21 protein-coding genes are annotated in these 22,647 nt (G+C 70.0%); 11 read left to right on the plus strand and 10 right to left on the minus strand.

All coding sequences use genetic code 11. From position 1 onward, the window contains the following. Positions 1–41: 41 nt before the first annotated feature. The 6 genes from IEX37_RS07410 (at position 42) to IEX37_RS07435 (ending at position 6,667) form a co-directional block, all read left to right on the plus strand. Positions 42–767 carry a TetR/AcrR family transcriptional regulator gene (locus tag IEX37_RS07410; RefSeq protein ID WP_188755609.1) on the plus strand — a complete coding sequence of 242 codons (726 nt, stop codon included), beginning with the start codon at positions 42–44 and terminating at the stop codon, positions 765–767. Beyond that, positions 764–1,687 carry an ABC transporter ATP-binding protein gene (locus IEX37_RS07415; RefSeq protein WP_188755610.1) on the plus strand — a complete coding sequence of 308 codons (924 nt, stop codon included), beginning with the start codon at positions 764–766 and terminating at the stop codon, positions 1,685–1,687. The genes IEX37_RS07410 and IEX37_RS07415 overlap by 4 nt, the downstream gene beginning before the upstream one ends. Then, positions 1,684–3,336: an ABC transporter permease gene (locus IEX37_RS07420; protein WP_188755611.1), complete on the plus strand. Its 1,653-nt coding sequence runs from the start codon at positions 1,684–1,686 to the stop codon at positions 3,334–3,336. Before IEX37_RS07415 ends, IEX37_RS07420 begins: the two co-directional genes overlap by 4 nt. A gap of 78 nt (positions 3,337–3,414) precedes the next feature. Next, positions 3,415–3,819, plus strand: coding sequence for an arsenate reductase ArsC (locus tag IEX37_RS07425; RefSeq protein ID WP_188755612.1), 405 nt, complete (start codon positions 3,415–3,417; stop codon positions 3,817–3,819). Between the two features lie 465 nt (positions 3,820–4,284). Continuing rightward, entirely contained in the window at positions 4,285–4,695 is a 411-nt protein-coding gene (locus IEX37_RS07430) for a hypothetical protein (protein ID WP_188755613.1), read from the plus strand. A gap of 292 nt (positions 4,696–4,987) precedes the next feature. Beyond that, entirely contained in the window at positions 4,988–6,667 is a 1,680-nt protein-coding gene (locus IEX37_RS07435; RefSeq protein WP_188755614.1) for a thiamine pyrophosphate-dependent enzyme, read from the plus strand. Positions 6,668–6,740: 73 nt separating this feature from the next. On the opposite strand, the gene IEX37_RS07440 is transcribed toward IEX37_RS07435, so the two are convergent. After that, a complete protein-coding gene (locus IEX37_RS07440; protein ID WP_188755615.1) occupies positions 6,741–8,111 on the minus strand; it encodes an aminomethyl transferase family protein in 1,371 nt (456 codons plus the stop codon). A 117-nt stretch (positions 8,112–8,228) separates the two neighbouring features. On the opposite strand from IEX37_RS07440, the gene IEX37_RS07445 reads away from it, so the two are divergent. Then, complete coding sequence (locus IEX37_RS07445) at positions 8,229–9,089, plus strand: IclR family transcriptional regulator (RefSeq protein ID WP_188755616.1); 861 nt, start codon at positions 8,229–8,231, stop codon at positions 9,087–9,089. 55 nt (positions 9,090–9,144) lie between these two features. On the opposite strand, the gene IEX37_RS07450 is transcribed toward IEX37_RS07445, so the two are convergent. The 3 genes from IEX37_RS07450 to IEX37_RS07460 all read right to left on the minus strand — a co-directional run bounded on the left by IEX37_RS07450 (position 9,145) and on the right by IEX37_RS07460 (position 11,958). Continuing rightward, positions 9,145–9,675, minus strand: coding sequence for a flavin reductase family protein (locus IEX37_RS07450; RefSeq protein WP_188755617.1), 531 nt, complete (start codon positions 9,673–9,675; stop codon positions 9,145–9,147). Positions 9,676–9,682: 7 nt separating this feature from the next. Next, positions 9,683–10,891, minus strand: coding sequence for an acyl-CoA dehydrogenase family protein (locus tag IEX37_RS07455; RefSeq protein WP_188755618.1), 1,209 nt, complete (start codon positions 10,889–10,891; stop codon positions 9,683–9,685). 125 nt (positions 10,892–11,016) lie between these two features. Further along, positions 11,017–11,958 carry a LysR family transcriptional regulator gene (locus IEX37_RS07460; protein WP_188755619.1) on the minus strand — a complete coding sequence of 314 codons (942 nt, stop codon included), beginning with the start codon at positions 11,956–11,958 and terminating at the stop codon, positions 11,017–11,019. A 206-nt stretch (positions 11,959–12,164) separates the two neighbouring features. On the opposite strand from IEX37_RS07460, the gene IEX37_RS07465 reads away from it, so the two are divergent. Next, a complete protein-coding gene (locus tag IEX37_RS07465) occupies positions 12,165–13,442 on the plus strand; it encodes an ABC transporter substrate-binding protein (protein ID WP_188755620.1) in 1,278 nt (425 codons plus the stop codon). Positions 13,443–13,541: 99 nt separating this feature from the next. Here the strand turns inward: IEX37_RS07465 and IEX37_RS07470 are convergent, their stop codons facing one another. The 4 genes from IEX37_RS07470 to IEX37_RS07485 form a co-directional block, all read right to left on the minus strand. Beyond that, complete coding sequence (locus IEX37_RS07470; RefSeq protein WP_188755621.1) at positions 13,542–14,570, minus strand: CNNM domain-containing protein; 1,029 nt, start codon at positions 14,568–14,570, stop codon at positions 13,542–13,544. Continuing rightward, positions 14,567–15,976 (minus strand): hemolysin family protein, encoded by a 1,410-nt coding sequence (locus IEX37_RS07475; protein WP_188755622.1) that lies wholly within the window; start codon positions 15,974–15,976, stop codon positions 14,567–14,569. The genes IEX37_RS07470 and IEX37_RS07475 overlap by 4 nt, the downstream gene beginning before the upstream one ends. Positions 15,977–16,123: 147 nt before the next feature. Beyond that, a complete protein-coding gene (locus IEX37_RS07480; protein ID WP_188755623.1) occupies positions 16,124–16,432 on the minus strand; it encodes a hypothetical protein in 309 nt (102 codons plus the stop codon). Beyond that, the gene (locus IEX37_RS07485) at positions 16,429–17,631 is read right to left on the minus strand and encodes a cation:proton antiporter (protein ID WP_188755624.1); all 1,203 of its coding nucleotides are present in this window, start codon (positions 17,629–17,631) and stop codon (positions 16,429–16,431) included. The genes IEX37_RS07480 and IEX37_RS07485 overlap by 4 nt, the downstream gene beginning before the upstream one ends. A gap of 98 nt (positions 17,632–17,729) precedes the next feature. Between IEX37_RS07485 and IEX37_RS07490 the strand changes: the two genes are divergently transcribed. Next, complete coding sequence (locus IEX37_RS07490; protein WP_188755625.1) at positions 17,730–18,185, plus strand: MarR family winged helix-turn-helix transcriptional regulator; 456 nt, start codon at positions 17,730–17,732, stop codon at positions 18,183–18,185. Positions 18,186–18,271: 86 nt separating this feature from the next. Next, complete coding sequence (locus tag IEX37_RS07495) at positions 18,272–18,910, plus strand: hypothetical protein (RefSeq protein WP_188755626.1); 639 nt, start codon at positions 18,272–18,274, stop codon at positions 18,908–18,910. Positions 18,911–18,935: 25 nt separating this feature from the next. On the opposite strand, the gene IEX37_RS07500 is transcribed toward IEX37_RS07495, so the two are convergent. Together IEX37_RS07500 and IEX37_RS07505 are read right to left on the minus strand one after the other, a co-directional pair. Continuing rightward, positions 18,936–20,051: a glycerate kinase gene (locus IEX37_RS07500; RefSeq protein WP_188755627.1), complete on the minus strand. Its 1,116-nt coding sequence runs from the start codon at positions 20,049–20,051 to the stop codon at positions 18,936–18,938. Positions 20,052–20,092: 41 nt separating this feature from the next. Next, positions 20,093–20,620, minus strand: coding sequence for a gluconokinase (locus IEX37_RS07505; protein WP_188755628.1), 528 nt, complete (start codon positions 20,618–20,620; stop codon positions 20,093–20,095). 345 nt (positions 20,621–20,965) lie between these two features. Here IEX37_RS07505 and IEX37_RS07510 point away from each other — a divergent pair, with 345 nt between their 5' ends. After that, positions 20,966–22,177 (plus strand): Fic family protein, encoded by a 1,212-nt coding sequence (locus tag IEX37_RS07510; protein WP_188755629.1) that lies wholly within the window; start codon positions 20,966–20,968, stop codon positions 22,175–22,177. Positions 22,178–22,647 lie beyond the last annotated feature (470 nt).

The following is a 22,647-nucleotide window of genomic DNA, read 5'->3' on the forward strand; positions in this document are numbered from 1 at the left end:
CGTGAACGAGCGTTTACGGTGTATCGCATGGATGTGAACACATGTTCACGCGAGCGTCGGTGATCCCCATCCCGCCCCCGGATGACCCGATCGTGGCCGCGGGGGTGTCGCGCTTCGCACGGGAGGGCTTCGACGCGCCTCTGCGCGCCATCGCCCAGGACGCGGGCGTCAGCGCCGCGCTCGTGATCAAGCGATTCGGGTCGAAGGACGGGCTCAGGGCGGCGTGCGACGCGCACGTGCTCGACGTCATCCGGCGGGCCAAGGAGCGCAACATCGCCGGCGCGACCGAGGGCCGCCTCCTCGGGGTGCTCGCCGAGAGCGACGTCTACGCGCCGATCGTCGCGTACGCCATGAAGTCCGTGGTCGCCGGCGGGCCGCTCGGCCGCGAGTTCGTCGAGCAGATGATCGCCGACGCGGAGGGATACCTGGCCGTCGCGGAGGCCCAGGGCATCGTCCGGCCGAGCCGAGACAGCGCCGCACGGGCCCGCCACCTCGTCATGAGCGCGATGGGCTCCTTCCTGCTGTCGCTGCAGCTCGACCCGCCCGCAGATCCCGGCGACCTGCCCGCCGTCTCCCGCCGCCTGCAGGCCGAGAGCACGCTCCCCATGCTCGAGCTGTTCACCGAGGGGCTGTTCACGACCCGGCGCCTGCTCGACGACTACCTGCTCTACGTCTCGGATCCTCCGGGCGGACAGCCGCACGGCTCGCCCGCGCCGCATCCGACGGATCCGGCGGATTCCGACCCCGCAGACAAGGAACAGAAATGAACACGATCGACATCCGAGGGCTCCGCAAGTCCTTCGGCTCCTTCACCGCCCTCGACGGGCTCGACCTCGCCGTCGCGCCCGGGGAGGTGCGCGGCTTCCTCGGCCCCAACGGCTCGGGGAAGTCCACCACCATCCGCATCCTGCTCGGGCTCCTGCGCGCCGACGCGGGCACGGTGCGCCTGTTCGGCGGCGACCCCTGGCGCGATGCGGTCGCGCTGCACCGGCGGCTCGCCTACGTACCGGGCGACGTGTCGCTGTGGCCCAACCTCACCGGCGGAGAGGCGATCGACTACCTCGCGCGGCTGCGCGGCAAGCCCGACCGCCGGCGGAAGGCCGAGCTGCTGGAGCGGTTCGAACTCGACCCGACCAAGAAGGCGCGCACCTACTCGAAGGGCAACCGGCAGAAGGTCGCCCTCGTGGCGGCGTTCGCGAGCGACGCCGAGCTGTTCATCCTGGACGAGCCGACCAGCGGACTGGATCCGCTCATGGAGGCCGTCTTCACGGATGAGGTGCGCCGGCTGCGAGCGCGGGGACGCTCCGTGCTGCTCAGCAGCCACATCCTGAGCGAGGTCGAGAAGGTGTGCGACACCGTCACGATCATCCGCGCGGGCAGGTCCGTCGAGAGCGGCACCCTGACGAGCCTGCGCCACCTGACGCGCACACGCGTCGTCGCGGTCGTGCAGCGGGACGCCGAGGGCGTCGTGGCGCTCCCCGGCGTGCACGATGCAGTGACGGAGGCCGTCGACGGCGGCTCCCGCGTCACGTTCGACGCGGACGACTCGGCGATGGGCGACGTGCTCGCCGCCCTCACCGCACGGGGCGTGGAGAGCCTCACGGCGACGCCGCCCTCGCTCGAGGACCTCTTCATGCGGCACTACGGCGACGACCTCGCCGCGCTCGAGGGCGGGTCGCGGCGATGAGCACCACCTCGACCGCCGCCGCGCGCACGCTCAGCGGTTCGCCGCTCGCCGGCCTCGGGGAGCTGTGTCGCCACATCGTGCGCCGCGACCGCATCCGTCTCACCGTGTGGACCCTGTCGATCGCGGCGTTCACGCTCTACTTCGCGTTCGCGCTCACCACGATCTTCGACGAGGCGGCGCTGCGCGCGCGGGCCGCGGTCATGGAGACGCCCAGCGGGATCGTGATGGGCGGCCCGGGGTACGGCCTCGACGACTACACGCCCGCCGTTGCGATGGCGAACGAGGGCATCACCTGGATCGTGCTCGCCCTGGCGATCATGAGCATCCTGCACGTCGTGCGTCACACGCGACTGGAGGAGGAGACCGGTCGATCCGAGCTCGTGCTCGCGAGCGCCGTCGGCCGGCGCGCTCCGGGCGTCGCCGCGATGCTCACGCTCGGCGCCCACCTGCTCGTGACCGCCGCGGTCGCCACCGGGGCGATGCTCCTCGGCGCCCCGGACGCACCCCTCGCCGACACGGCGGCCATGATGCTCGGATGCGCGCTGTCCGCGTTCGTGTTCGGCGCTGTGGCACTCGTGACGAGTCAGATCACGTCCCACGCCCGCACCGCGATCGGGCTGGCCCTCGCCGTCTTCGGGCTGGCCTTCGTCGTCCGCGCCGCGGGCGACCTTCAGGAGAGGGGCGGGTCCGCCCTGTCGTGGCTCTCGCCCATCGCCTGGGCGCAGCAGCTGCGGGCCTTCGTCGACGTGCGCTGGTGGCCCCTGCTGCTCTCCCTGGCGGCCGTCGTCGCACTGCTGGTCGTCGCCGCGCTCCTGTCCGGACGGCGCGACATCGGCGCGGGCCTGGTGGCCACGCGGCCCGGCCGCCGGGACGCCAGGACCACGCTGCGTTCCCCGATGGCGCTCGCGTGGCTCCAGCAGCGTGGCGCGCTCCTGTGGTCGACGCTGGGCCTCGGCCTGCTCTGGTTCGCCAGCGGCACCATGATGAGCACGCTGGACGACATGGTGTCGGATCTCGTCGAGACCAACCCGATCATCGGTCAGCTCTTCGGCACGGATCCGTCGGAGTTCACGACATCCTTCCTCGGCGTGATGATGCTGTACATCTCGCTGTGCGCGGCCGCCTACGCGATCGTCGCGGGCCAACGTCCCAAGGGCGAGGAGACCGCGGGCCGCCTGGAGCTGCCGCTCGCCGCTCCCGTCTCGCGCGCCCGGTGGCTGGGCGGCCAGCTGACGGTGGCGGGTCTGGGAACGCTCGTCCTGCTCGCCGCCTCCGTGTACGGACTGTGGGCGGGCGCGGCACTTGTCGGCGTGGACGACCCGGGACTCGGCGACTACACGGCCGTGTTCGTCTCCTACACCCCCGCCGTGCTGGTCTTCCTCGGCCTGACCGCCGCCCTGTACGGCTGGGCGCCGCGCGCGACGGGCCTGGCGTGGCTGCTGCTCGCCTTCGTCTTCATCGCGGGCATGTTCGGCGCGCTGTTCGAGCTGCCGGAGTGGGTGCTCGGGATCTCCCCGTTCCACTGGGTGCCGGAGAGCTTCGGCGACGGTGTCGACGGCGCTGGCCTGGCCGGGCTTACCGCGGTGGCGGCGGCGCTCTTCCTGGTCGGGATCGTCGGTTTCCGGCGCCGCGACGCGCTCAGCGGATGAGACGGAAGGGGCTGGGCGATCGCCGAGCCCCTTCCGGATTCATAGATGCTCATCTATGCTTTTGCGCGAGGAGGATCCATGACCACCAAGCCCACCGTGCTCTTCGTCTGCGTCCACAACGCCGGCCGATCCCAGATGGCCGCCGGCTACCTGCAGGCGCTCGCGGGAGACCGCGTCGAGGTCCTTTCCGCCGGCTCGGCGCCCAAGGACCAGATCAACCCCGTCGCCGTGGCGGCGATGGCCGAGGAGGGCATCGACATCGCGGGCAACACGCCCAAGGTGCTCACGGTCGACGCCGTCAAGGAGTCGGACGTCGTGATCACGATGGGCTGCGGCGACGCGTGCCCCGTCTTCCCGGGGAAGCGCTACGAGGACTGGGAGCTGGACGACCCGGCGGGGCAGGGGATCGAGGCGGTGCGCCCGATCCGCGACGAGATCCGCGCGCGGGTGCAGGCGCTGCTCGCCGAGATCGCCCCCGCCTGACGGACAAAACGGCACCGGCCGCAGAATCACGCACGCCTCCACCGGAGAGATCTGCAAAACCGCCGCAGCGCATCCCATTTTGTAAAGACTCGATGATCTTTCCGCTATATCGGTCGATCCCACCGGTCCCTCCGGAGCGATCCTGGAGGAGTCTTCGCGAGAGCTGGACGCCTCCCGGCGCCCGCGCGGAGACGCAGGACACGCAAAGGAGAGTCGGATGAACGACATCGATGTCGACGCGACGCAGCACGACGGGCGGCCCTACTGGTTCGACAAGCACCCGTCGCAGGCCGAGGGCGAGGACTGGTAAGCCCCCTCCCCCGCAGGGCGGCCCGCCCGGCTCAGCCGGAGCGCGCCGCCCTGTCCCGTTCCGAGGCGCTGTCCGGCGCTCGAACACTGTCAATCCCCTCCCGCCGAACGTCCCTGTGCGCGAGCCTGGATGTAAGCGACGACTGGAGGCGCATCATGAGCAGCACACCCCGAGGCCCCGAGGACGCCGAGATCGACGTCGACCCGGACCTGTCGCCCGACGACTCGGGCGAGTCGATCGGCGGCGAGCAGCCCGCCGAAGCGCGCAGCGCCGGGCACGGCACGGAGGGCGAGGGCGAGGACCCCGAGTTGGAGCTCGGCCAGAATCCCGTCATCGGTCACCAGCCCGACCTCCCCGCCGGCGAGGACCCCGTGGGCGGAGAGCACCCGCCCGTCGACGCCGAGACGGCGCCCGTGGGCGACGAGTCGGACGCCCGCGAGCCGGGCGCCAGCGGGCACCCGTCCCAGGCGGAGGGCGAGGACCCCGACAGCCCTGCGGGACCGGAGGCGCCGGGCCCCGAGGGACACCCATCCCAGGCGGAGGGCGAGGACCCGGACGACGCCTGACGTGGGCGGTGCAGTGCGTCGGCGCCACGCGGCGACGCACTGCACGCGTGTCAGCCGCACTGCACGCGTGTCAGCGGTCGGACAGCCACCCATATCTACGGCTCTGGCGCGCCCCCAATCGCGCTCGATCCGGCCGCAAGATGGGCCAGATCTTCTGCTTCTCTCCTCAGAGAAGTCCGCCTACTGGCACCTAAACCGGAAGAACGCGAGTTCTTTCTTTGTCCTGGACGTGCTCGCGCTTGACTTCGAGGTGAATGCTTGGGGCGACCCCACCACACACCTCGGAGCAGAGATGACCACCACGCTGGAGACAGCACCTGCCACAACGACCGCCGCCCCCGTCACCGAGACAGCCGGACACGCCATCGTCCGCACGCTGGAGGAGCACGGCATCCCGCGCGCCTACGTCGTCCCGGGTGAGAGCTATCTGGAAGTGCTCGACGGGCTTCACGGCTCGTCCATCGAGACGATCGTGTGCCGCCACGAGGGCGGGGCGGCATACATGGCGGAGGCCGAGGGCAAGCTGGGCGATCTGCCCGGTATCGTCATGGTCACACGAGGACCCGGGGCCGCCAATGCGCTCGTCGGGCTTCACACGGCATGGCAGGACTCCACGCCGCTCGTGCTCTTCGTCGGGCTGATCCCCGTCGACCATCGAGACCGCGAGGCCTTCCAGGAGTTCGATATCCACGGCTGGTTCGACAAGGGCGCCAAGCGAGTGCTCGTGCTCGACTCCGCAGAACGCGCCGCGGAGACAGTCGCGGAAGCGATCTTCGCCGCCCGTTCCGGTCGTCCCGGTCCCGTCGTCGTGGGCCTGCCGGAGGACGTCATCCGCCAGGAGATCCCGACGACCGTGCACCCGCCCATCCCGATCGCCGAGGGCGGCATTGCCCGGTCGGACGCGGCGGCCCTTGTCGAGGCGCTACGCGGGTGCGACAAGCCCCTTGTTGTCACGGGCGGCAGCGACTGGACGTCAGCCGCATCCTTGCAACTGACCGCCTGGCTCGAGCAACATGGTATCGCCGCCGCGGCGGAGTGGCGCACGGAGGGCGTGGTCGGCTTCGACTCGCCCAGCTACGTCGGTCCGATCGGGTACGGGCGCCCCAAGCCGACGTACGACCTGTTCGAAGAGACAGACCTTCTCATCTTCGTCGGAACTGTGCCAGGCGACGTCCTCACGAGCGGCTACATCGCTCGGCAGGGCTGGCACCGCCGCAACTTCCTCGTCTCGATGGATCCGCTGTTGCGAGGCCGCTCAGGTGCCGTCTCCCACCAGATCGTCGCCAAGCCCCCCGCATTCGTCCGCGACCTTGTAGCCCTCGACGTCCCCACCAAACCGGAATGGCGCGAGTGGACGGCGCGCATGCGCTCCCAGCAGGACCAGTTCGCCGCACTGCCCGAGCCACGAACGGATGCCGAAGGGCCGGCGCGCATGGACACCCTGATGGCGCACCTCGTGCCGAAGCTGCACGAGGACGCGCTCGTGACGCTCGGTGCCGGCGAGCACACGAACTGGGCGCACCGGTACTTCCCCGTACGCCAGTACCCCGCGATGGTGAGCGCTGGCAATGGTTCGATGGGGTACTCGATCCCCTCGACCGTCGCGGCCGCGCTGCGGTTTCCTCAGCGGCAGATCGTGACGATCGCCGGAGACGGCGAGTTCCTCATGAACGGCCAAGAGCTCGCCACGGCCCGACAGCACGGGGCCGCCCCCCTTGTCGTCGTCATGGACAACCAGGAGTACGGCACCATCCGCACGCACCAGGAACGGCATCATCCCGGCCGTGTGTCCGGCACACAGCTCGTCAATCCCGACTTCTCCGCCATGGCAACCGCCTTCGGCGGCTTCGGGGTGCGCGTGGAGCGGGATGCAGACATCCCGGCCGCAGTGGACGCAGCGCTAGCAGCGCAAGGCGATGGAAGATTCGCGCTCATCCATCTCATCGTCGGCCAGCGCGAGCAGGCGTACTGACGCTCACGGCCTCCTTGGCATCATCCGCCACGCAGGTGGTGACCGGCACAGGTCACCACCCGCATGGCGGCTCTCAGAGGTCGCGGTAGGTCGTTCGCGCGTACTCGTGGTAGGGCGCCGGAGCGACCGTGGCACCGATCCGCACCTGCTCGTGCGGCTCGACGTTGCTCTTGCGGGAGTTGGGCTCCTCGCCCCACAGCACCTCCACGCGCGCACCGTCCGGCACGTCGACGTCGAGCGAGGCGAGCGAGAGGTAGAGCTGGTCGAACGCGACGTAGCCGGCGTCGGTGGACACGCCCACGCGCCGGTCGCCCTGGCGGACCTCATCGAACTGATAGAAGCCGTATCGCGCCTTCGGGAACTCGAGGTACTTGGCCGGCGCGCCGGGCGTCAGCTGCGACTCGACGACCTTCGCGACGTCCGCGGCGTCCCAGATGAGCGTCACCTTGCGGCGGGCCGGGGACGCGGCGATGCGCTGCAGCGCCTCCTTGCCGATGAAGTCGTGGTCGAAGTTCACCGAGCGCCCGAGACCCAGGTCGTACGGCGTGAGGTAGAAGTCCTCGACCGCCCCGTACAGCGAGCCGCCGATCGATCCCGCACGTGCGGCGGGAAGCCACTCGCGGTACTCCGCGAACAGGCCGTCGGGGTCGTCCGTGAAGATCGCCGGGAAGGGCGTGGGCACCCAGCCCGACTCCAGCGGGGTCACCGAGTACGCCTTCGCACCGATCCGCACGATCCCGAACTCGTCACCCGCCTCCAGGATCGCCGCTCGCACCCGCTCGCCCTCGGAGTACGGGCCGAAGAACTCGAAGCCGGGCTGGCCCGCCATGCCATGGCGCAGGCCCTGCACGGTCGTGCCCGCGAAGGCGAAGTCGTGGATGTGGAAGAACTTCACCTCGGGCACCGGACCGCCCAGCAGCTTCTCCAGCACGTCGTGGGCGCGCGGTCCCTGCAGCTCGTAGCGGTAGAACGTGGGATCGCCCTCACGCATGTGCGAGTTGCCCTCGAGGCGGGTGCGGATGTCCTTGCCCGAGCGCTCGGCGTGGAACCGCACCCAGTCGATCAGGACGTGGTGGCCGATCAGGACGATCCGCTCGCCCTGCGCCGTCGGGTGAGCGAGGTGGAAGAGGATGCCGTCGCCGATGACGTAGCCCTCGTGATTGACCGAGATGAGCTGTTTGGCGACGCCCGGGCGGAAGTTGGTGAAGGTGTTGACGGCGATCCCGCTGAGCACCTCGACGACGTCCTCGCCCTCGAGGAAGAGCTGGGTCATGTGGTGCGACTGATCCATCAGCGCGACCGTCTCGTTCCACGATCGCGACTCGCTGCGCCAGTTGCTGAACTCCGGGTGCACGGGGAACGTGAACGCCGGGTAGTCGACATTGCGCAGCAGCTCGACGGGGTCTCCGACGCGAGCGAGCGCCTGAGCGAGGGACTCTGACATGTGCGATCTCCTTCGACCGGGTGGGCTGACAGCGCGCTTCGCGCTGCGGGGCCAGCCTAGAAATCGGCCGGATCGACCAGGTAGCGTTCCTTCCGTTGTTGCGAAGGAGGAGACCGGATGGCGCGATCCTCGCGCGGAGTGTCGGCGCTGACACGGGTGCTGGCGGTGCTCGACGCGTTCACGGCCGATGCGCCGTTCCTGTCGCTCACGGACATCCACCGCCGTGCGGGCGTTCCCCTGTCGTCGGTGCACCGCATCGTGGCGGAGCTCGTCGAGCACGGCCTCCTCGAGCCCGTCGCGGGACGGCGGTACCGCCTGGGCAACCGGCTGTGGGAGATCGGCAGCAAGACGCCCGGCGCACTGGGGCTGCGAGAGATCGCGGAGCCGTACCTGCGCCGCCTGCACGACGCGATGGGCCAGCACGTGCAGCTCGCCGTGCCGATCGACACGGACGTGCTGCTCATCGAGCGCCTCTCCGCGCCCGACGGCGTGGTCAACGGCTCCATCGTCGGTGGCCGGATTCCCGTCCAGCACTCCTCGAGCGGACTCGTCTTCCTCGCTTTCGGCCAGCCAGAGCTGCTGGACGCGGTGCTCGCCGAGGGGCTGCGCCCGGTCACCTCGGCTGGCCCGCGCACGCCCGAGGAGTTCCGCGCCGCCGTCGCCGCCACCAGGCGGCGCGGATACGCGATCGCCGACGGATGGATCCATCCCGCCTCTCGGGGATTGGCGGTGCCCGTGCGCGGGTCGGAGAACGTCGTCGTCGGCGCGCTCGGCGCTGTCGTCCCCAACGACGGCAGCTCCCCCCGCCGCTACACGAGCCTGCTGCTGGAGACGGCGAGCCAGATCTCCCACGCGCTCCTGCGCGCCTATCTCCCCGCCGGCCACCCCCGCGCGCTGCCGGGCGGCTCGCTGCGCGCGCTGGTCAGCTCATCCGAGCAGTCGATGCGCTACCTCGAGCGGAAGGCGCAGCGGCGGTGAGACAGGGCGCCGACCAGAGCGTGGAGCTTCCCCTGAGCTGCAGCTGTTCGGGAACTCAACGCCTGCCCGCGGCATCCGCCAGCTCGGGCACGCGGATCGCGCTCGCCGCCCCGAGGCGATGCCACGTGCGGTTTCGGTAGACCAGCCCGTCGCTGTCGGCATCCTGCGCGACCTGCGACTCGATCGCCGTGCCGACGAACACGGCGGAGCCTCCCGCATCCACCCGGTGGAGGATGCGCAGCCGGAGCCAGGTGTCCGCGGCGTCGAACACCGGCTCCCCCGTGGGCAGGCGGTGCCACCGTGTCGTGTCGGCGAAGCGATCGACGCCCCGAGCAGCGCCCAGTTGCGCGAGATCGAGGTTTTTCGCCGACAGGAGGTGGATCACCACGGTGTCGGTCCGCCGCAGAACCTCTGCGCTCGAGCTGAGGACTGACACGGAGAACATCGCCAGCGGCGGATCCGCGCTCACCGCCGACACGGAAGAAGCCGTGAACGCCACGGGCGCGCCGCCCGGGTCCGCCGTGATAAGCGCCACACCGGCCGGGTGCAGGCGGAACGCCGCCTTGAAGTCCTCGGAGCCGATCATGGCGCCCTCACGACACTGCGGCGAGGTAGCGCACGGCCGCCTGCCGCCAGTTGAGCGTGACGTGGTGCGAGATCATCTCGATGTCACGCTTGGCCCGGGAGACCGGGTGCTCGGCGCTGCCGGCGCGCGCGCCGACGAGCGAGAAGATCTGCTGCACCGCGCGGAGCGCGGTCCGCGTGACGAGGGCGTTGTCCCTCAGTTCGCGGGCGACGTCCGCCTCCGACGACTCGACGCGTCGACGCGCGCGCTCCGAAGCTTCGAAGCTGCGCCTCTCCACGAGCAGCCGTGCCATCTCGATGTCACCCTGCGCCTGCGAGAACTCCGACGCGACGTACTCCTGCTCGGAGAGGCGCACGGCCCCGCCCAGCGCATTGGCGACGCGCGTGCTCGTACTGACCGTCTCGGCGAAGTGCTCCGCGGCGCCGAGGGCCGCTCCGACGGCACACGACGCGAACGGGAATCGGCCGTTGGACGGCCACGTCGCGTACATCGTGTCGAAGGTCGGGTGAAGCGCGCGACGCTCCTTCAGCTTCCGGACGGTGTCCTTGGTCGCCTGCACGCGGTGCTCGGGAACGAACACGTCCTTGACGGCCATCGTGCGGCTTCCGGTTCCGCGCATCCCCGTCGGGAACCAATCGTCGATCGTCTCCGCGTCCTCGTGCGGGACCAGGAACATGTGCCCTTCGCCGTCCTCGCCGACCGGGGCGTTGAAGATCAGCCACTCCGAGAAATCCGAGCCGCTGCAGAAGCCCCAGCTGCCTGTGAGTCGATAGCCTCCCGCCACACGCTTGACCGTCGCCTTCGGATTGAGATTGGTGTTGCCGGCGAGGGTCACGTAGGTGTCCTCGCCCCAGATCTCCTCCTGCACCTCCTCGGGAAAGGCCAGGACCGCCATGTTGTCGGAGCTGAGAATCGAGGCGATCCAGGCCGTCGACGCACAGCCCCGCGCGAGCGTCATGGCCACGCGGGCGTGCTCGTGCTCGCTGAGCTCGAGACCGCCGTACTTCTTGGGCTTCAGGATGTGGAAGAACCCCGCGTCGCCGAGCCTGCGGTACGTGTCCTCCGAGATCCGTCGCTCTCTGTCGACCTCCGCCGCGCGCTCGCGCAGGAGGGGGACCAGATCCTCGGCCGCCTGGACGATGTCGTCCGCGGTCAGAGTGGTCGGCGGCGCGGGCCGGATGTCGGCGCTCGCGTCTTCGGTGATCGGACGGTTCATGTCGACTGCCTCTCCCGCGGCAACGCCGCCGCGGTCGCATCAAGTGGGAACGGCACCCATCCTGTGCGGGAGCGAAAGCACGGTCAACCAGAACTTCTCGAGCAATAAACACGGCCAGGACGCATTTAGGTGACATCATACAGCTTGCGGACGAGGTCGGCCATCGCGAGCGCGCGCGACGAGAGCTCCGCGTCTCTCGCCCAGGCGAAGACGACGGGGACCGCGGGCGGAGCCGGCGTGATCTCCTTCTCGATGATGGGCAGCCCCTCGTAGCTCAGCTTGTTCGCCGGCCGCTGGACCAGCACGGCGTAAGCGGTGTCGGAGCGGGCCACGACCGAGCGCGTCAGTTCGAACGCGTGCGTCCGGTGCCGCACGTTGGGCGTCACGCCCCGCGCCTCGAACATCGCCATCGCGTAGCGCGTGCTCGGGGTCTGGTCGTAGAGCACGAGCGGCATGGGCGCCAGTTCCTCCAGAGTGACCATCTCGGCGTCTGCGAGCGGATGGCCCGCGCCGAACAGGGCGTAGCCGCGCGCGTCGTGGAGAGTGAACGAGTCGATGCGCTCCATGTCGCCGATGTCATACATGATCGCGACGTCGATCGCGCCGGATCCGAGATCCCGAACCAGTTCGTCCTGCGCGCCGACAACGAAGTCCACCGTGACCCGGGGATGCAGCTGCTCGAACTCTCCGAGGATCCGCGGGAGGTGGTTCGCGGCCAGCGTCACGAAGCAGCCCACGACGAGCGGCCCGGCGAGCGCCGTGCCGTCGCCGCGCACGGCATAGCCGAGCTCCGCCACCTCGCGCAGCAGGCGGCGTGCGCGAGCGGCGACGAGACGACCGGTGGGAGTGAGGGAGAGACCCTGGGCGCGCCGACGAATGCACAGCTCTGCCCCGAGCGCGCGCTCAAGCTCGGTGATCGACGCGGACACCGCCGAGGGCGAGAACTTCAACCGGCGCGCGGCACCAACGATCGTCCCCTCCTCGGCCGCGGCCAGGAAATGCGCGAGCTGCCTCAGCGTCAATTCCCCCCGCGCGTCCGAGACCAGAAGCGCCTCTGCTTCCCACATGGCCCGACCCTATAACACGATTGGCTCGTGCTTCTTCCGCGATTTATCGCGGTTGACCAACGAAAGCAGGGCGGCCAACCTGAGACCGGGCCCACACCCGCGTGGACCCCCTGCACTCAGGACCACAGCGCTGACAGTGCCGTCACGCCCGCTCAACGCAGAGCGCTGCGGCGGTGCGTCACCGCGTTCATGGAGGCCAACGTCCGATGATCATCACCGACTCGCGCGGCCGCAGAGCTCCGGCCGCCATCGCGACCGTGCTCGCCGGCGCGCTGCTGCTGACGGCCTGTGGCCGTTCCGCCGGCCCAGCTCCCGCCGATGCGGATGGCGCCGTCGCGCCGTCGCCGGGCATCACCGACACCACGATCACACTCGGCACGACCTCGCCGCTTTCGGGCAATGCGGCTGGTGTCGGCACCTGCGCCGTTGACGGCGCGGTGGCGTACTTCGAGGCGAGGAACGCAGACGGCGGGATCGAGTTCGGCGACGGGAAGACGCGCACGGTCGAGTTCGTCGCTTACGACGACGGCTACGACCCGCAGCGAGCGCTCGGCAACTTCCAGCAGATGGTGGGCGACGGCATATTCGCCGCCGCGCTCAGCCTGGGCACGCCCACCAATCGCGCGTGGAGGGAGGCCGCGATCGACGAGGAGGTTCCGCAAGTGCTCGTGCAGACCGGCGACCCGCTGTTCAGCGACCCGGACGAGAGCCCCTGGCAGCTCGGCCTGCTGCCCATCTACCAGCAGGAGGGCGCGGCCTTCGGCGAGTTGCTCCTGGCTTCAGGGGAGCACCACCGGGTCGCCATCCTCTACCAGAACGACGACTTCGGGCTCGGCTACGTCGAGGGCTTCAAGGAGGCCGTCGAGGGCGCGGCCAACGTCGAGATCGTCAAGGAGCTGCCCTTCGAGGCCACCGCGGTCGACGTCTCCGCGCAGGTCACCGAACTGGCGTCGTCCGGAGCGGACATCTTCTTCAACGCGATGTCGTCGCTCGCGCCGCTCGTCATCGGGTCGCTGCAGCAGGCTGACGCCGTGGACTGGCGACCCAGCTGGTTCCTCCCTTCCACCTCTTCCAGCCCCGCCGCTCTGCTGGAGCCCTCCGGTGTCGCCGACCGCTTCCCCGCGATCTACACCACGGCATCGTCCCAGTCCGCCGGAGCACCCGGATTCGCTGAGACGGAAGACGGAGCGGAGTTCCTGGCGGCTCTCCACGAGCACACCTCTCAGACCGGTGTCCCCTCCTTTCCTCAGTGCGTGTGGAGCTGGATCGGAGCTTCCGTGATCGAGCAGGCGTTTCGCACGATGACGGAGCCGACGCGCGAGAGCTTCATGGATGCGCTGCGCTCGGTCTCCGACTTCGAGGCGCCCCTGCTGCTCCCGGGCGGCGTCATCGATACGACCGAGAACGGTCTGCCCGCCATGAGCAGCGTCGTCGTCCAGAGGTACGACGCTCCGGGCTTCATCCCGGTGGACGCTCTCGACTAGCTGGTGTGGCCGGCCGACGCGGCGCTGACCCCGCGACGGTCGGCCACATCTTGCCCCCCAGGCGCCGACAAGGTGCACGCCCCCCTGCGCCTGGCTTCGTCAGCGTGCGGCAGGAGGTGCGCCGTCGGGTCCCGGGAGCACGTTCCGGAGCACGTCGGCGAGCGTGACGACGCCGAGGAACGTGTCACCCTCCATCACGATCGCGAACTGCTCGCTCGCGCGCCGCATCTGCGCCAGCGCCTCATGCACGGGGGTGCCGGAGCTCAGCACGAAAGGCTTCCGAGCCAGGTCGATCGCCGGGCACTCCGCGTCTTCGAGGAGGGTGTCGCGCACGTGCACGACCCCCGTATACGGCGCTCCGTCGCCACCCACGAGGATCCGCAGATGCCCGGAGCGTCGCGCGGTGTCCTGCACGTCGGCGACGGTCGCCGACAGGGGCACCGCGGTGGCCCGCGCCTCGCGCGGGACGAGGTCGTCGACCTTCAGGGTCTCGAGCTCGATGGCGCCGGCGAAGGACTTCTGGAACGAGGCGTCGAGGGCCCCGACGTTCGCGGAGTGTGCGACGAGGTGGCGCAGGCTCGCCGCGTCGTATCCCCCCGCCGCGGCCCGCTCCACCGGTTCGACGCCGCTCGCGGCGACGAGCCGGTTCGCGACCCGGTTGATCCAGTTGAGGAAGGGCCTGAACACCCAGATGAACCCGCGCGCCGGGATCCCGATCAGGAGCGCCGAACGCTCCGGGTGCGCGATGGCCCACGACTTGGGCGTCATCTCCCCCACGACCAGGTGCAGGAAGGTGACGAGGATCAGGGCCAGGGCGAACGCGACGACATCCGCGCTCCAGGAGGGGAGCCACGGCGAGAAGAGCGCGAGCAGCCAGGCGTCGACGGCCGGTTTGGTCACGGCGCCGAGGGCGAACGTGCAGGCCGTGATGCCCAGCTGGGCGCCGGCCAGCATGACCGTCAGCTCGTTGGATCCGCGCAGGGCGGCGCGCGCCGAGCGGCTGGACCGCGCCATCTCCTCCAGCCGGTGGCGGCGCGCGCCGAGCAGCGCGAACTCGATCACCACGAAGAAGGCGCTGAGCACGATCAGGGCGGCCGTGACGAGGACGATGATCCACGGGGCGGTCATCGCGTCATCCCCCCGTCCTCGATCGGGGCAGCGGACGCGACGTCCTCGCCGCCGCGTCGTTCCTGCACAGTGACGTGGACCAGCGTCGGGACATGCCGGGCGACCTCGAGCACGCGCACGTCGAGCCAGCGCACGGTCGGCTCGTCCCACACGAGGTCGGCGGGGTCGTCCGGCAGATCGACGATCAGCTCGTCGCCCACCTCGGGCAGCCCGCCTCGCTCGGCGATGACGAGACCCGCGATCGTTTCGTAGTCGCCCCGGGGCAGTTCGTGCCCGATCGCGCGCTCGGCCTCATCCACGTGGACGTCGCCGCCCATGCGCCAGCTCCCGTCCTCCTGGGGCTCCACCCACACGGGACGTTCCTGATCGTGCTCGTCCGTGATCTCACCGACGACCTCCTCGGCGAGATCCTCGAGCGTCAGGATGCCCGTGAAGTCGCCGTACTCGTCGATCACGCACGCGAGCTCGTTGTGCTCCCGGCTCATCAGCTGAAGCGCGTCCGGAAGCGCCATCAGCTCCGGCAACACGGTCGCCGGCCGCATCAGCTCGGTCACGGCTGCCCCTTCCCACCCGGGCTCGGATGCCAGAAGGTCGATGAGGTGGACGACGCCGATGGGCTGCTCGTCCCCGTCGATCACGGGGTAGCGCGTGTGCGCGCCCGCCATGAGCTCGCGCACCTCCGCGATCGTGGCGTCGGAGCGCACGACGCCGACCCGCGACCGGGGGATCATCGCGTGCTCGACGTCACGGTGCGGGAAGTCGAGGATCCGGTCGAGCATCACCGACAGCTCCTCCGGCAGGTCTCCGCTCTGCCGCGAGTCGGCGACGATGTGCTCAAGGTCGTCGGCGGTGGCGCTGCTGTCGAGATCGTGGACGGGCTCGATCCGCAGCAGCCGCAGCAACGCGTTCGCGGCATGATCGAACACGGTGATCAGCCACCCGAACACGGCGAGATAGATCAGCGTCGGCCGCGCCAACGCGCGCGAGAGCGGACCCGCATTCGCGATCGCGAGGTTCTTCGGGTACAGCTCGCCGAAGATCATCTGGACCACCGTCGAGATCACGAGCGCACCGACCGTGCCCACGGTCACGCTGACTGCCGGCGGAATGCCGGCGCCACCCAGCAGGACGCCGAGGGATTCCCCGACGAGCGGCTCGGCGACGAAGCCGACGAGCAGACCCGTGATGGTGATGCCGAGCTGGGCGCCCGAGAGCATGAACGAGGTGCGGCGCGTCACGGCGAGCGCCCTCTTCGCGGCGGCGTCGCCCGCCGAGGCCGCCGCGCCGAGCTTCGACCTGTCGACGGACATGTAGGCGAATTCCTGCGCGACGAAGAAGCCGTTGGCGACGATGATCGCGAGGATCACGATGATTCCCAGAAGCAGGGTCAGCGCGGCGATTAGCATCTCGCTCGCCCAGGCTTCGGGACGGTGCAGGCGCGCACCCGCCGGTGGCGGGCGCGCTCGCGTCTATGGTCGGGGTCTTCCGTGGAATTGGGCACGCGGGACGCGCAACTCAAGGGAACTCTCCTTCACCGGCTGTGGCCCACGATTCTATCCGCCCATCGTGGGACCGCGGTAGATGTGCGACCGCCAGCCACCACTCCGGACGACGAGCAGCGCGTCCGCTTCGATGCCGTGGCCGTCGAGGTAGTGGAGGGCGTCGTCCACCGTGCACCCGGAGCGAGCGTCGAGTTCGATCATCTCGACGAGATCGCCGTGGCGATTGACGAGCATGGCATAGGGCGCCGCGTGCTCCGTGATCACCGCGACCGCGACGCCGCGGTCCAGAAGCCGGGCGGCCAGCCGCACCCCTTGTGCGTCGTCGGTGAGGGTGACCCGGAGCGGAGGAGCAGGCGTCATCGCCACTCTCCGCTCGCAACCGCTTCGCGCCCCGGCGGGGCCGGCGCCGCGTCCTCCCGCGCCCACATCCGCGGCACGTAGGTCGCCAGCACGGGGCCGAGAATCGCGAGGATCAGCACGTACAGTCCCGCGAAGGACGTGATGCGCGGGTCCAGGCCCGCCCCGGCCGCGATCGTGGCGAGGATCAGGGCGAACTCGCCGCGACTGAGCAGCGTGAGGCCGACTTCCACCCCGGTGAGCGCGGAGAAGCCCTGCAGGCGCGCGCCGACGACGCCCGCCGCCACGTTCGCCGCGATCGCAAGGGCGACGGCGACTACGGCGGGCACGAGCACGGCGCCGAACTGCGCGGGATCGAGCGTGAGGCCGAAGCCGATGAAAAAGACCGCTGCGAACGTGTCGCGGAGCGGCGTGACCATCGTCTCGGCGCGGTGCCGCGCGTTCGTCCCGGCGACAATGAGGCCGACCATGAAGGCGCCGATCGCGTCCGAGACGCCGGCCTCCTCCGCGACTCCGGCGACGAGGAGCGAGATCCCGACAAGTCCGACGACGAACAGCTCGGCCGACTTCTCCCCGACGATGCGGCTGACGATCCGGCTTCCCCGACGGGCGAGGACGAACAGGACGGCCAGGAAGCCGACGGAGACCGCGAACCGGAGCACGGAATCCCACACGCCGGATCCGGGGTTCACGACCACACCGAGCACCGCGAGGTACACGGCCAGGAAGATGTCCTCGATCACGATGATGCCGAGGATGAGCGGAGCTTCCGGTCGCGTCATCTTCCGCAGGTCGAGCATGAGCTTGGTCACGATCGCGGACGACGAGATGCCCGTGATGCCGGCGATCACGAGCGCCTCCGCCGTCCCCCAGCCCAGCACGAAGCCGAGGACGAGCCCCGCGCCGAAGTTGATGACGATGTAGCCGATGCCTGCGAGGACGAGAGTCCGCGCGTTTTTTCCGAAGGCCGCCGTGTCGAACTCCAGGCCGAGATGGAACAGCAGCAGGACGAGACCGATCACCCCGAGCAGCTCGATCTCGTGATGCGGCAGCTCCACGGGGATGACGTCCACCGCTGGACTGGCAGCGAGCCCGACGAGCATGTAGACGGGAACGCTCGGCAATCCGATCCGTCTCGCCGCTCGCCCCAGGAAGGTGGCGAGCACGAGCAGCAGCCCCAGGATCATCATCGTCTCTGCCACGCGGTCCTCCGTACTCGGGTTATAGTTGCGTTCAATCTAACAGTTAGCCTGTATCTAACTGTTACGGCGCTGATAGATTCGCAGGAGGGGGATAGCGGATGTCCAGCGAAAGCAAAGATTCTCTGATCGCGCAGTTCGCCGAGGACCGTCAGGAACTCGCGCGGCTCGTCATGTCGGACCGGCTCCGCCCGCTGCTCGGCCTCGAGTTGACGCTCCGGCAGCTGAAGGCGGTCCTGCTCGTCACCGCGGGGACGGCCGTCACCGGCAGCCAGCTCGCGTCAGCGCTGCACGTCTCCCCTCCGACGATCTCGGCGAGCGTGGACAAGCTTGTCGACCTCGGCTACCTCGTTCGCTCGGAAGCGGGTTCGGATCGTCGCGTCAAGCGACTCGTCCCCACCGCCAAGGCGCAGCAGCTCTACGACCGGCTGTTCGCGCGCCACGAGGAGTCGGACGAGCTCGTGGCCACACTCGCCCTCGAGGACCTCGCCGCGCTGGTGCGCGGCACCTCCGCGCTGCGCCGCGCCCTGGAACGGCGGACCGACGGAGAGCGGTGACCGCGCCGGGCACGCCCCGCCGGCACGACTGCTCAGCCGGAGGACGTCCCGGCGCGGCGGCCTCGCGGATGCGGAAGGATGCTGTCATGCGCTCCACACGTTCCGCGCGCGCAGCGGCTTCGGCCCTGAGCGCCGACGTCGCCCTCCTGGCCGTGTCGCTCAGCGGGTGCGCGTCGGCCGCTCCCGGCGAGGATCCCGCTGACCTCGGTGCGATCGCCGAACGCGCGAACGCCGTGGGCGTCGCGCCTGAGCTGGTGTACACAACCGAGTTGGACGGCTACCGACTGGCACCGCAGTCCGTCGGAGTCGTCGGCGCCGAGGGGCTCTCGGCGAGCTGGTTCAACGAGGCCACGGGGGCCGTGCTGACGATCCGCAGCGAGCACGGTGAGCTGACGGCGGCGTCCTGCCCCGAGACGCCCCTGTGGGATGCCCTGGGAGGGCCGGTGACGTGCACCGAGCAGGAGGGCGTCTGGCACCGGACCCTGGACGGCACGCACGAGTATGTCGCGGTCCGGGACGGCGCGTCGATCCGCGTCACCGGGATGAACAACGCGCCGCAGGCGGAACTGCTGGCGGCGGCCAAGGCGGTGCGCGTGCCGTCGGAGGCCGAGCTCGAAGGCCTCTTCTCGGATGCACCGCGGCACCCGGCGGGCCCCGTCGAGCGCGGCGACCTGCCCGATCACGGCGACGGCGCGCCGATCGACCCGAGCGGACCGGGCGGCTGAGCCGGGCGGGCCGTGACGGCCGTACCTACCCCTGCTCGGCCCGCGCGGCCCGCCGGCCGGCCTCGCTGAGCCAGCGGAGCGGATCGGCCATGGCTGCCTCGGCGGACCCGGCGATTTCCGTGAGCGACAGCGTCTCGATCCCCGCCGCGGCGGCGTCGTCCGCGACACGACCGGCGATGATCACGATCCGCGCACCCGCTTCGCGCGCCCGCTGCACCACGAACGAGGGCGTCTTCCCGTCGGCCGACTGCGCGTCGTAGGAGCCCTCGCCCGTGATCACGACGTCCGCGCCGGCGATCGCGCCCTCGAGCCCGGTGAGCGCGGCGACCTCGGCCGCACCGCCCACCAGGCCGGCGCCCCACGCCAGCAGCGCGAAGCCGGTGCCGCCCGCGGCGCCCGCGCCGGGGGCGTCCGGGTCGGCATCGAGCAGCCGGGCGAGGCGGGCGAGCCCGGCGTCGGCGCGCGCCACCTCCGATGCGTCGAGCCCCTTCTGCGGCCCGAAAACCGTCGCGGCTCCGCGCGGACCCGTGAGGGGATTCGTGACATCGCCGAGAACGGTCCCGCCCCGCTCCGGCAGTGCCCGCAGGCGCGTCAGGTCGACCCGGTCGAGCTCATCGAGACCCGCGGCCCCCGGCGGCACCGACACGCCATGGCGATCCGTGAACCGCGCATCGAGCGCGGTGAGCAGACCGATGCCGCCGTCCGTCGACGCGCTGGACCCGATCCCCAGGATCACCCGGGAGACACCGTGATCCAGGGCCGCGCGGACGGCCTGACCGAACCCGAGCGTGGAGGCGTCGCGGCCCCGCAGGGCACCGCCCAGCAGTTCGATGCCGGAGGTGGAGGCCAACTCCACCACTCCCGTGCCCGACGGCGCGTCGTCGTCGGGCGGCAGCAGCAGCCACGCCGCATCGACGGGCCAGCCGGCAGGCCCCGTGACCCGCACGGGCACGCGCCGCGCCTCGGGATACGCAGACGCGAAGGCCTCCAGCGTGCCCTCCCCGCCGTCGGCCATGGGACGCAGCACCACGTCGGCATCCGGCTCGACGGAGGTCCACCCCTCGGCGATCGCGCGCGCCGCCCGCGAGGCCGCGCACGTCCCCTTGAAGCTGTCCGGTGCGATCACGACACGTCTGCTCACGCGGCCATCCTAGGTTCGGCGAGCGTCGCGGCCGCGGTCGGTCATGGCACCGCGCATCGCCGGGCCGCGGCTTCGACGATCTCCGCGACGGGTGCGTGGATCGAGATGCGAAAGCCGCTCTCGTCCGGCTCCAACGGCTCGAGCGTCTCCAGTTGCGAGGCCAACAGCGTCTTCGGCATGAAGTGACCTGCACGCTCGTTCAAACGGGCCTCGAGGAGCTCGCGTGATCCGACCAGATGAACGAACAGCACGCTCGCACACGCCCGCCGCAACGCGTCGCGGTGACTCCGCCGCAGCGCGGAGCAGGCCACGACGGGCCGGTGGCCTTCCCGCACCGCCCAGCTCATCCGATCCGCCACTCGCGCGAGCCACGGTGCACGATCCTCGTCGGCGAGCGGCAGTCCGCGCGCCATCCGGCGCTTTGCGTCGTCGGAATGGAGGTCGTCCGCGTCGATGTAGAGGCCGCCGACGCGGTCAGCGAGGAGCGCGGCGACCGTGGACTTGCCCGCTCCGGACACACCCATCACGACGATCGCGCAAGAGGATCCGCTCGAGGGCTCGTTCTGCATACTCCCACCGTGTACTGCTCGCCCGGATTCGAACCGGTCCGCGGCGCCTCGAGACCGAGGGCTGCCAGAACACGGCTGGGGATCGCGTCCCCGAACTCCTCGAACATGACCGAGGAACGGTCGCCCTCCATGAGGAAGGCGCTTTGGATCAGCGAATCATGCGCGAACCGGCTTCGCTCATCGTAGACGGCCCTCACATCATCAAGCGCCCTGCTTGCCGCGGGGGGTGGCCAGCGCGAGAACGCTCCGGCGGAGTCGCATTTCGCGGTTGGCAATACGATTCTTGCTCGGCTAAATCGCATCTAACCCCTCTAAATGCGATTTTGCGTGGGTAGAATCGCGTGCATGAGCGGTGAAGTGAGCACCAGGTGGCCGGCGCACAAGGTCGAGACCCTGCCGTGGCAGCAGCAGGTCCGCGGGGGCACCCGTGAGGACCGGATGCTGCGCAGCGTCGACGTCACCATTCCTCCCTTCATAGCCGGCCTCGACTACGCGCCCTCCCTCGAGGAGATGCTCGCCTCCGAGCAAGCGCTGCTCGCCGTCGCGCAGGCCGACACCGACGCTGAGGGTCACTCGGCCGCGCTCAGCCGCTTCATGGTGCATAGCGAGTCTGCCGCCTCGTCGAAGATCGAGCGCATCAGCGCATCAGCCCGCGACTACGCCAAGGCGATCGCGGGCAATAAAGGCAACCCATCGGCGACCAGCATGGTCGCCGCCTCCCGCGCACTGCATGAACTGATCACCACGGTAGGCGCGGCCGGACGGTTCGAGCTCGACCACCTCATCAGCGCACACCGCGCGCTCATGGCCGACGACCCGACGGAGTCCGATTACGCCGGGCGCCTGCGCGACATGCAGAACTGGATCGGCGGGAGCGACCACTCCCCTCGAGGTGCGCTGCATGTCCCGCCCGCGCCCGAGCGCGTGCCCGAACTGATGGACGACCTCACCGCGTACCTCAACCGCAACGACGTCCCCTCAATCGTGCAGGCCGCGATCGGCCACGCTCAGTTCGAGTCCATCCATGCCTTCACCGACGGCAACGGGCGCATCGGGCGCGCGCTCGTGTCCGCCGTGCTCCGACGCCGGGGCGTCACCAAGAATGCGGTCGTCCCGCTCGCCAGCGGGCTGCTCGCCAGACGCGACGAGTACTTCGCCGCTCTCGGCTCCTACCGCCAGGGTGACCCCGCGCCGCTCGTCCTCCTGTTCGCACGGTCGGCGCGCGTGGCCGCCACCGCATCCCGCGAGACCATCGCACGCCTCAAGGCGATGCCTGCCGACTGGCATAAGGAGCTGAAGCCGCGCGCCGGCTCCGTCGCCGAACTCCTCATCACCGCCTTCTACAACCACCCCGTCATGTCGGTGCGCGAGATCGACACCGCCACCACGGGCACCACCAGCCAGGCGTACCGCGTTATCGACCAGCTCGTCGACGCGGGCTTCATCGAGGAGATCACGGGGCGCAAGAAGGACCGCGTCTGGGCGGCCTCCGAAGTGATTGCCGAGCTCGACGACCTCGACCGCCGCGTCCAGGACGCTATGCGAGCACCGCGTTAGTACGGGACGCTTCCCGGACGTGACGAGACCCCCGCGATCCCTGTGTTTCCAAGGAATCGGCGGGGGTTTCGGATGGCGGTGACGGTGGGATTTGAACCCACGCCTCAGACTTCCGGTCACCGACGTTTAGATGGGTTCGCCTCGATTCTCCGCGGTTCGAGGACGTTCGTGGCGAGTCTCATCCGCGCCCGATGCCGTCCGAATCTTCTCAAATTCATGTCACGTCGACCCTCGCGATCCGGGCCGCCGAGCGTCCACTACAGTGTGCTGCCTTCGCGAGCTACCATGCGCTCTACGTCGATACGGAACAGGACTCTCGCCGGTAAGGCGTTCTGCTTGCATTCGCCGACGAACATCCGCCGACGCGCGAGGCGGCCGCTCTGCGTTCCCTAGGTGTGATGTCCAGGGACGTTGTTTCCCGACACGGGGCTGAGCTTGTGCTGGGGTGAGGGCCTCCGGTTGTGAAGTGG

Origin of the sequence: Microbacterium album (assembly GCF_014643695.1) — a bacterium.
Classification (GTDB): domain Bacteria; phylum Actinomycetota; class Actinomycetes; order Actinomycetales; family Microbacteriaceae; genus Microbacterium; species Microbacterium album.

Bases quoted from the DNA above. Each gene is read 5' to 3' on its own strand.
- IEX37_RS07410 (WP_188755609.1), top strand. From the start codon at position 42: ATGTTCACGCGAGCGTCGGTGATCCCCATCCCGCCCCCGGATGACCCG.
- IEX37_RS07415 (WP_188755610.1), top strand. From the start codon at position 764: ATGAACACGATCGACATCCGAGGGCTCCGCAAGTCCTTCGGCTCCTTC.
- IEX37_RS07420 (WP_188755611.1), top strand. From the start codon at position 1,684: ATGAGCACCACCTCGACCGCCGCCGCGCGCACGCTCAGCGGTTCGCCG.
- IEX37_RS07425 (WP_188755612.1), top strand. From the start codon at position 3,415: ATGACCACCAAGCCCACCGTGCTCTTCGTCTGCGTCCACAACGCCGGC.
- IEX37_RS07430 (WP_188755613.1), top strand. From the start codon at position 4,285: ATGAGCAGCACACCCCGAGGCCCCGAGGACGCCGAGATCGACGTCGAC.
- IEX37_RS07435 (WP_188755614.1), top strand. From the start codon at position 4,988: ATGACCACCACGCTGGAGACAGCACCTGCCACAACGACCGCCGCCCCC.
- IEX37_RS07440 (WP_188755615.1), bottom strand. From the start codon at position 8,111: ATGTCAGAGTCCCTCGCTCAGGCGCTCGCTCGCGTCGGAGACCCCGTC.
- IEX37_RS07445 (WP_188755616.1), top strand. From the start codon at position 8,229: ATGGCGCGATCCTCGCGCGGAGTGTCGGCGCTGACACGGGTGCTGGCG.
- IEX37_RS07450 (WP_188755617.1), bottom strand. From the start codon at position 9,675: ATGATCGGCTCCGAGGACTTCAAGGCGGCGTTCCGCCTGCACCCGGCC.
- IEX37_RS07455 (WP_188755618.1), bottom strand. From the start codon at position 10,891: ATGAACCGTCCGATCACCGAAGACGCGAGCGCCGACATCCGGCCCGCG.
- IEX37_RS07460 (WP_188755619.1), bottom strand. From the start codon at position 11,958: ATGTGGGAAGCAGAGGCGCTTCTGGTCTCGGACGCGCGGGGGGAATTG.
- IEX37_RS07465 (WP_188755620.1), top strand. From the start codon at position 12,165: ATGATCATCACCGACTCGCGCGGCCGCAGAGCTCCGGCCGCCATCGCG.
- IEX37_RS07470 (WP_188755621.1), bottom strand. From the start codon at position 14,570: ATGACCGCCCCGTGGATCATCGTCCTCGTCACGGCCGCCCTGATCGTG.
- IEX37_RS07475 (WP_188755622.1), bottom strand. From the start codon at position 15,976: ATGCTAATCGCCGCGCTGACCCTGCTTCTGGGAATCATCGTGATCCTC.
- IEX37_RS07480 (WP_188755623.1), bottom strand. From the start codon at position 16,432: ATGACGCCTGCTCCTCCGCTCCGGGTCACCCTCACCGACGACGCACAA.
- IEX37_RS07490 (WP_188755625.1), top strand. From the start codon at position 17,730: ATGTCCAGCGAAAGCAAAGATTCTCTGATCGCGCAGTTCGCCGAGGAC.
- IEX37_RS07495 (WP_188755626.1), top strand. From the start codon at position 18,272: ATGCGCTCCACACGTTCCGCGCGCGCAGCGGCTTCGGCCCTGAGCGCC.
- IEX37_RS07505 (WP_188755628.1), bottom strand. From the start codon at position 20,620: ATGCAGAACGAGCCCTCGAGCGGATCCTCTTGCGCGATCGTCGTGATG.
- IEX37_RS07510 (WP_188755629.1), top strand. From the start codon at position 20,966: ATGAGCGGTGAAGTGAGCACCAGGTGGCCGGCGCACAAGGTCGAGACC.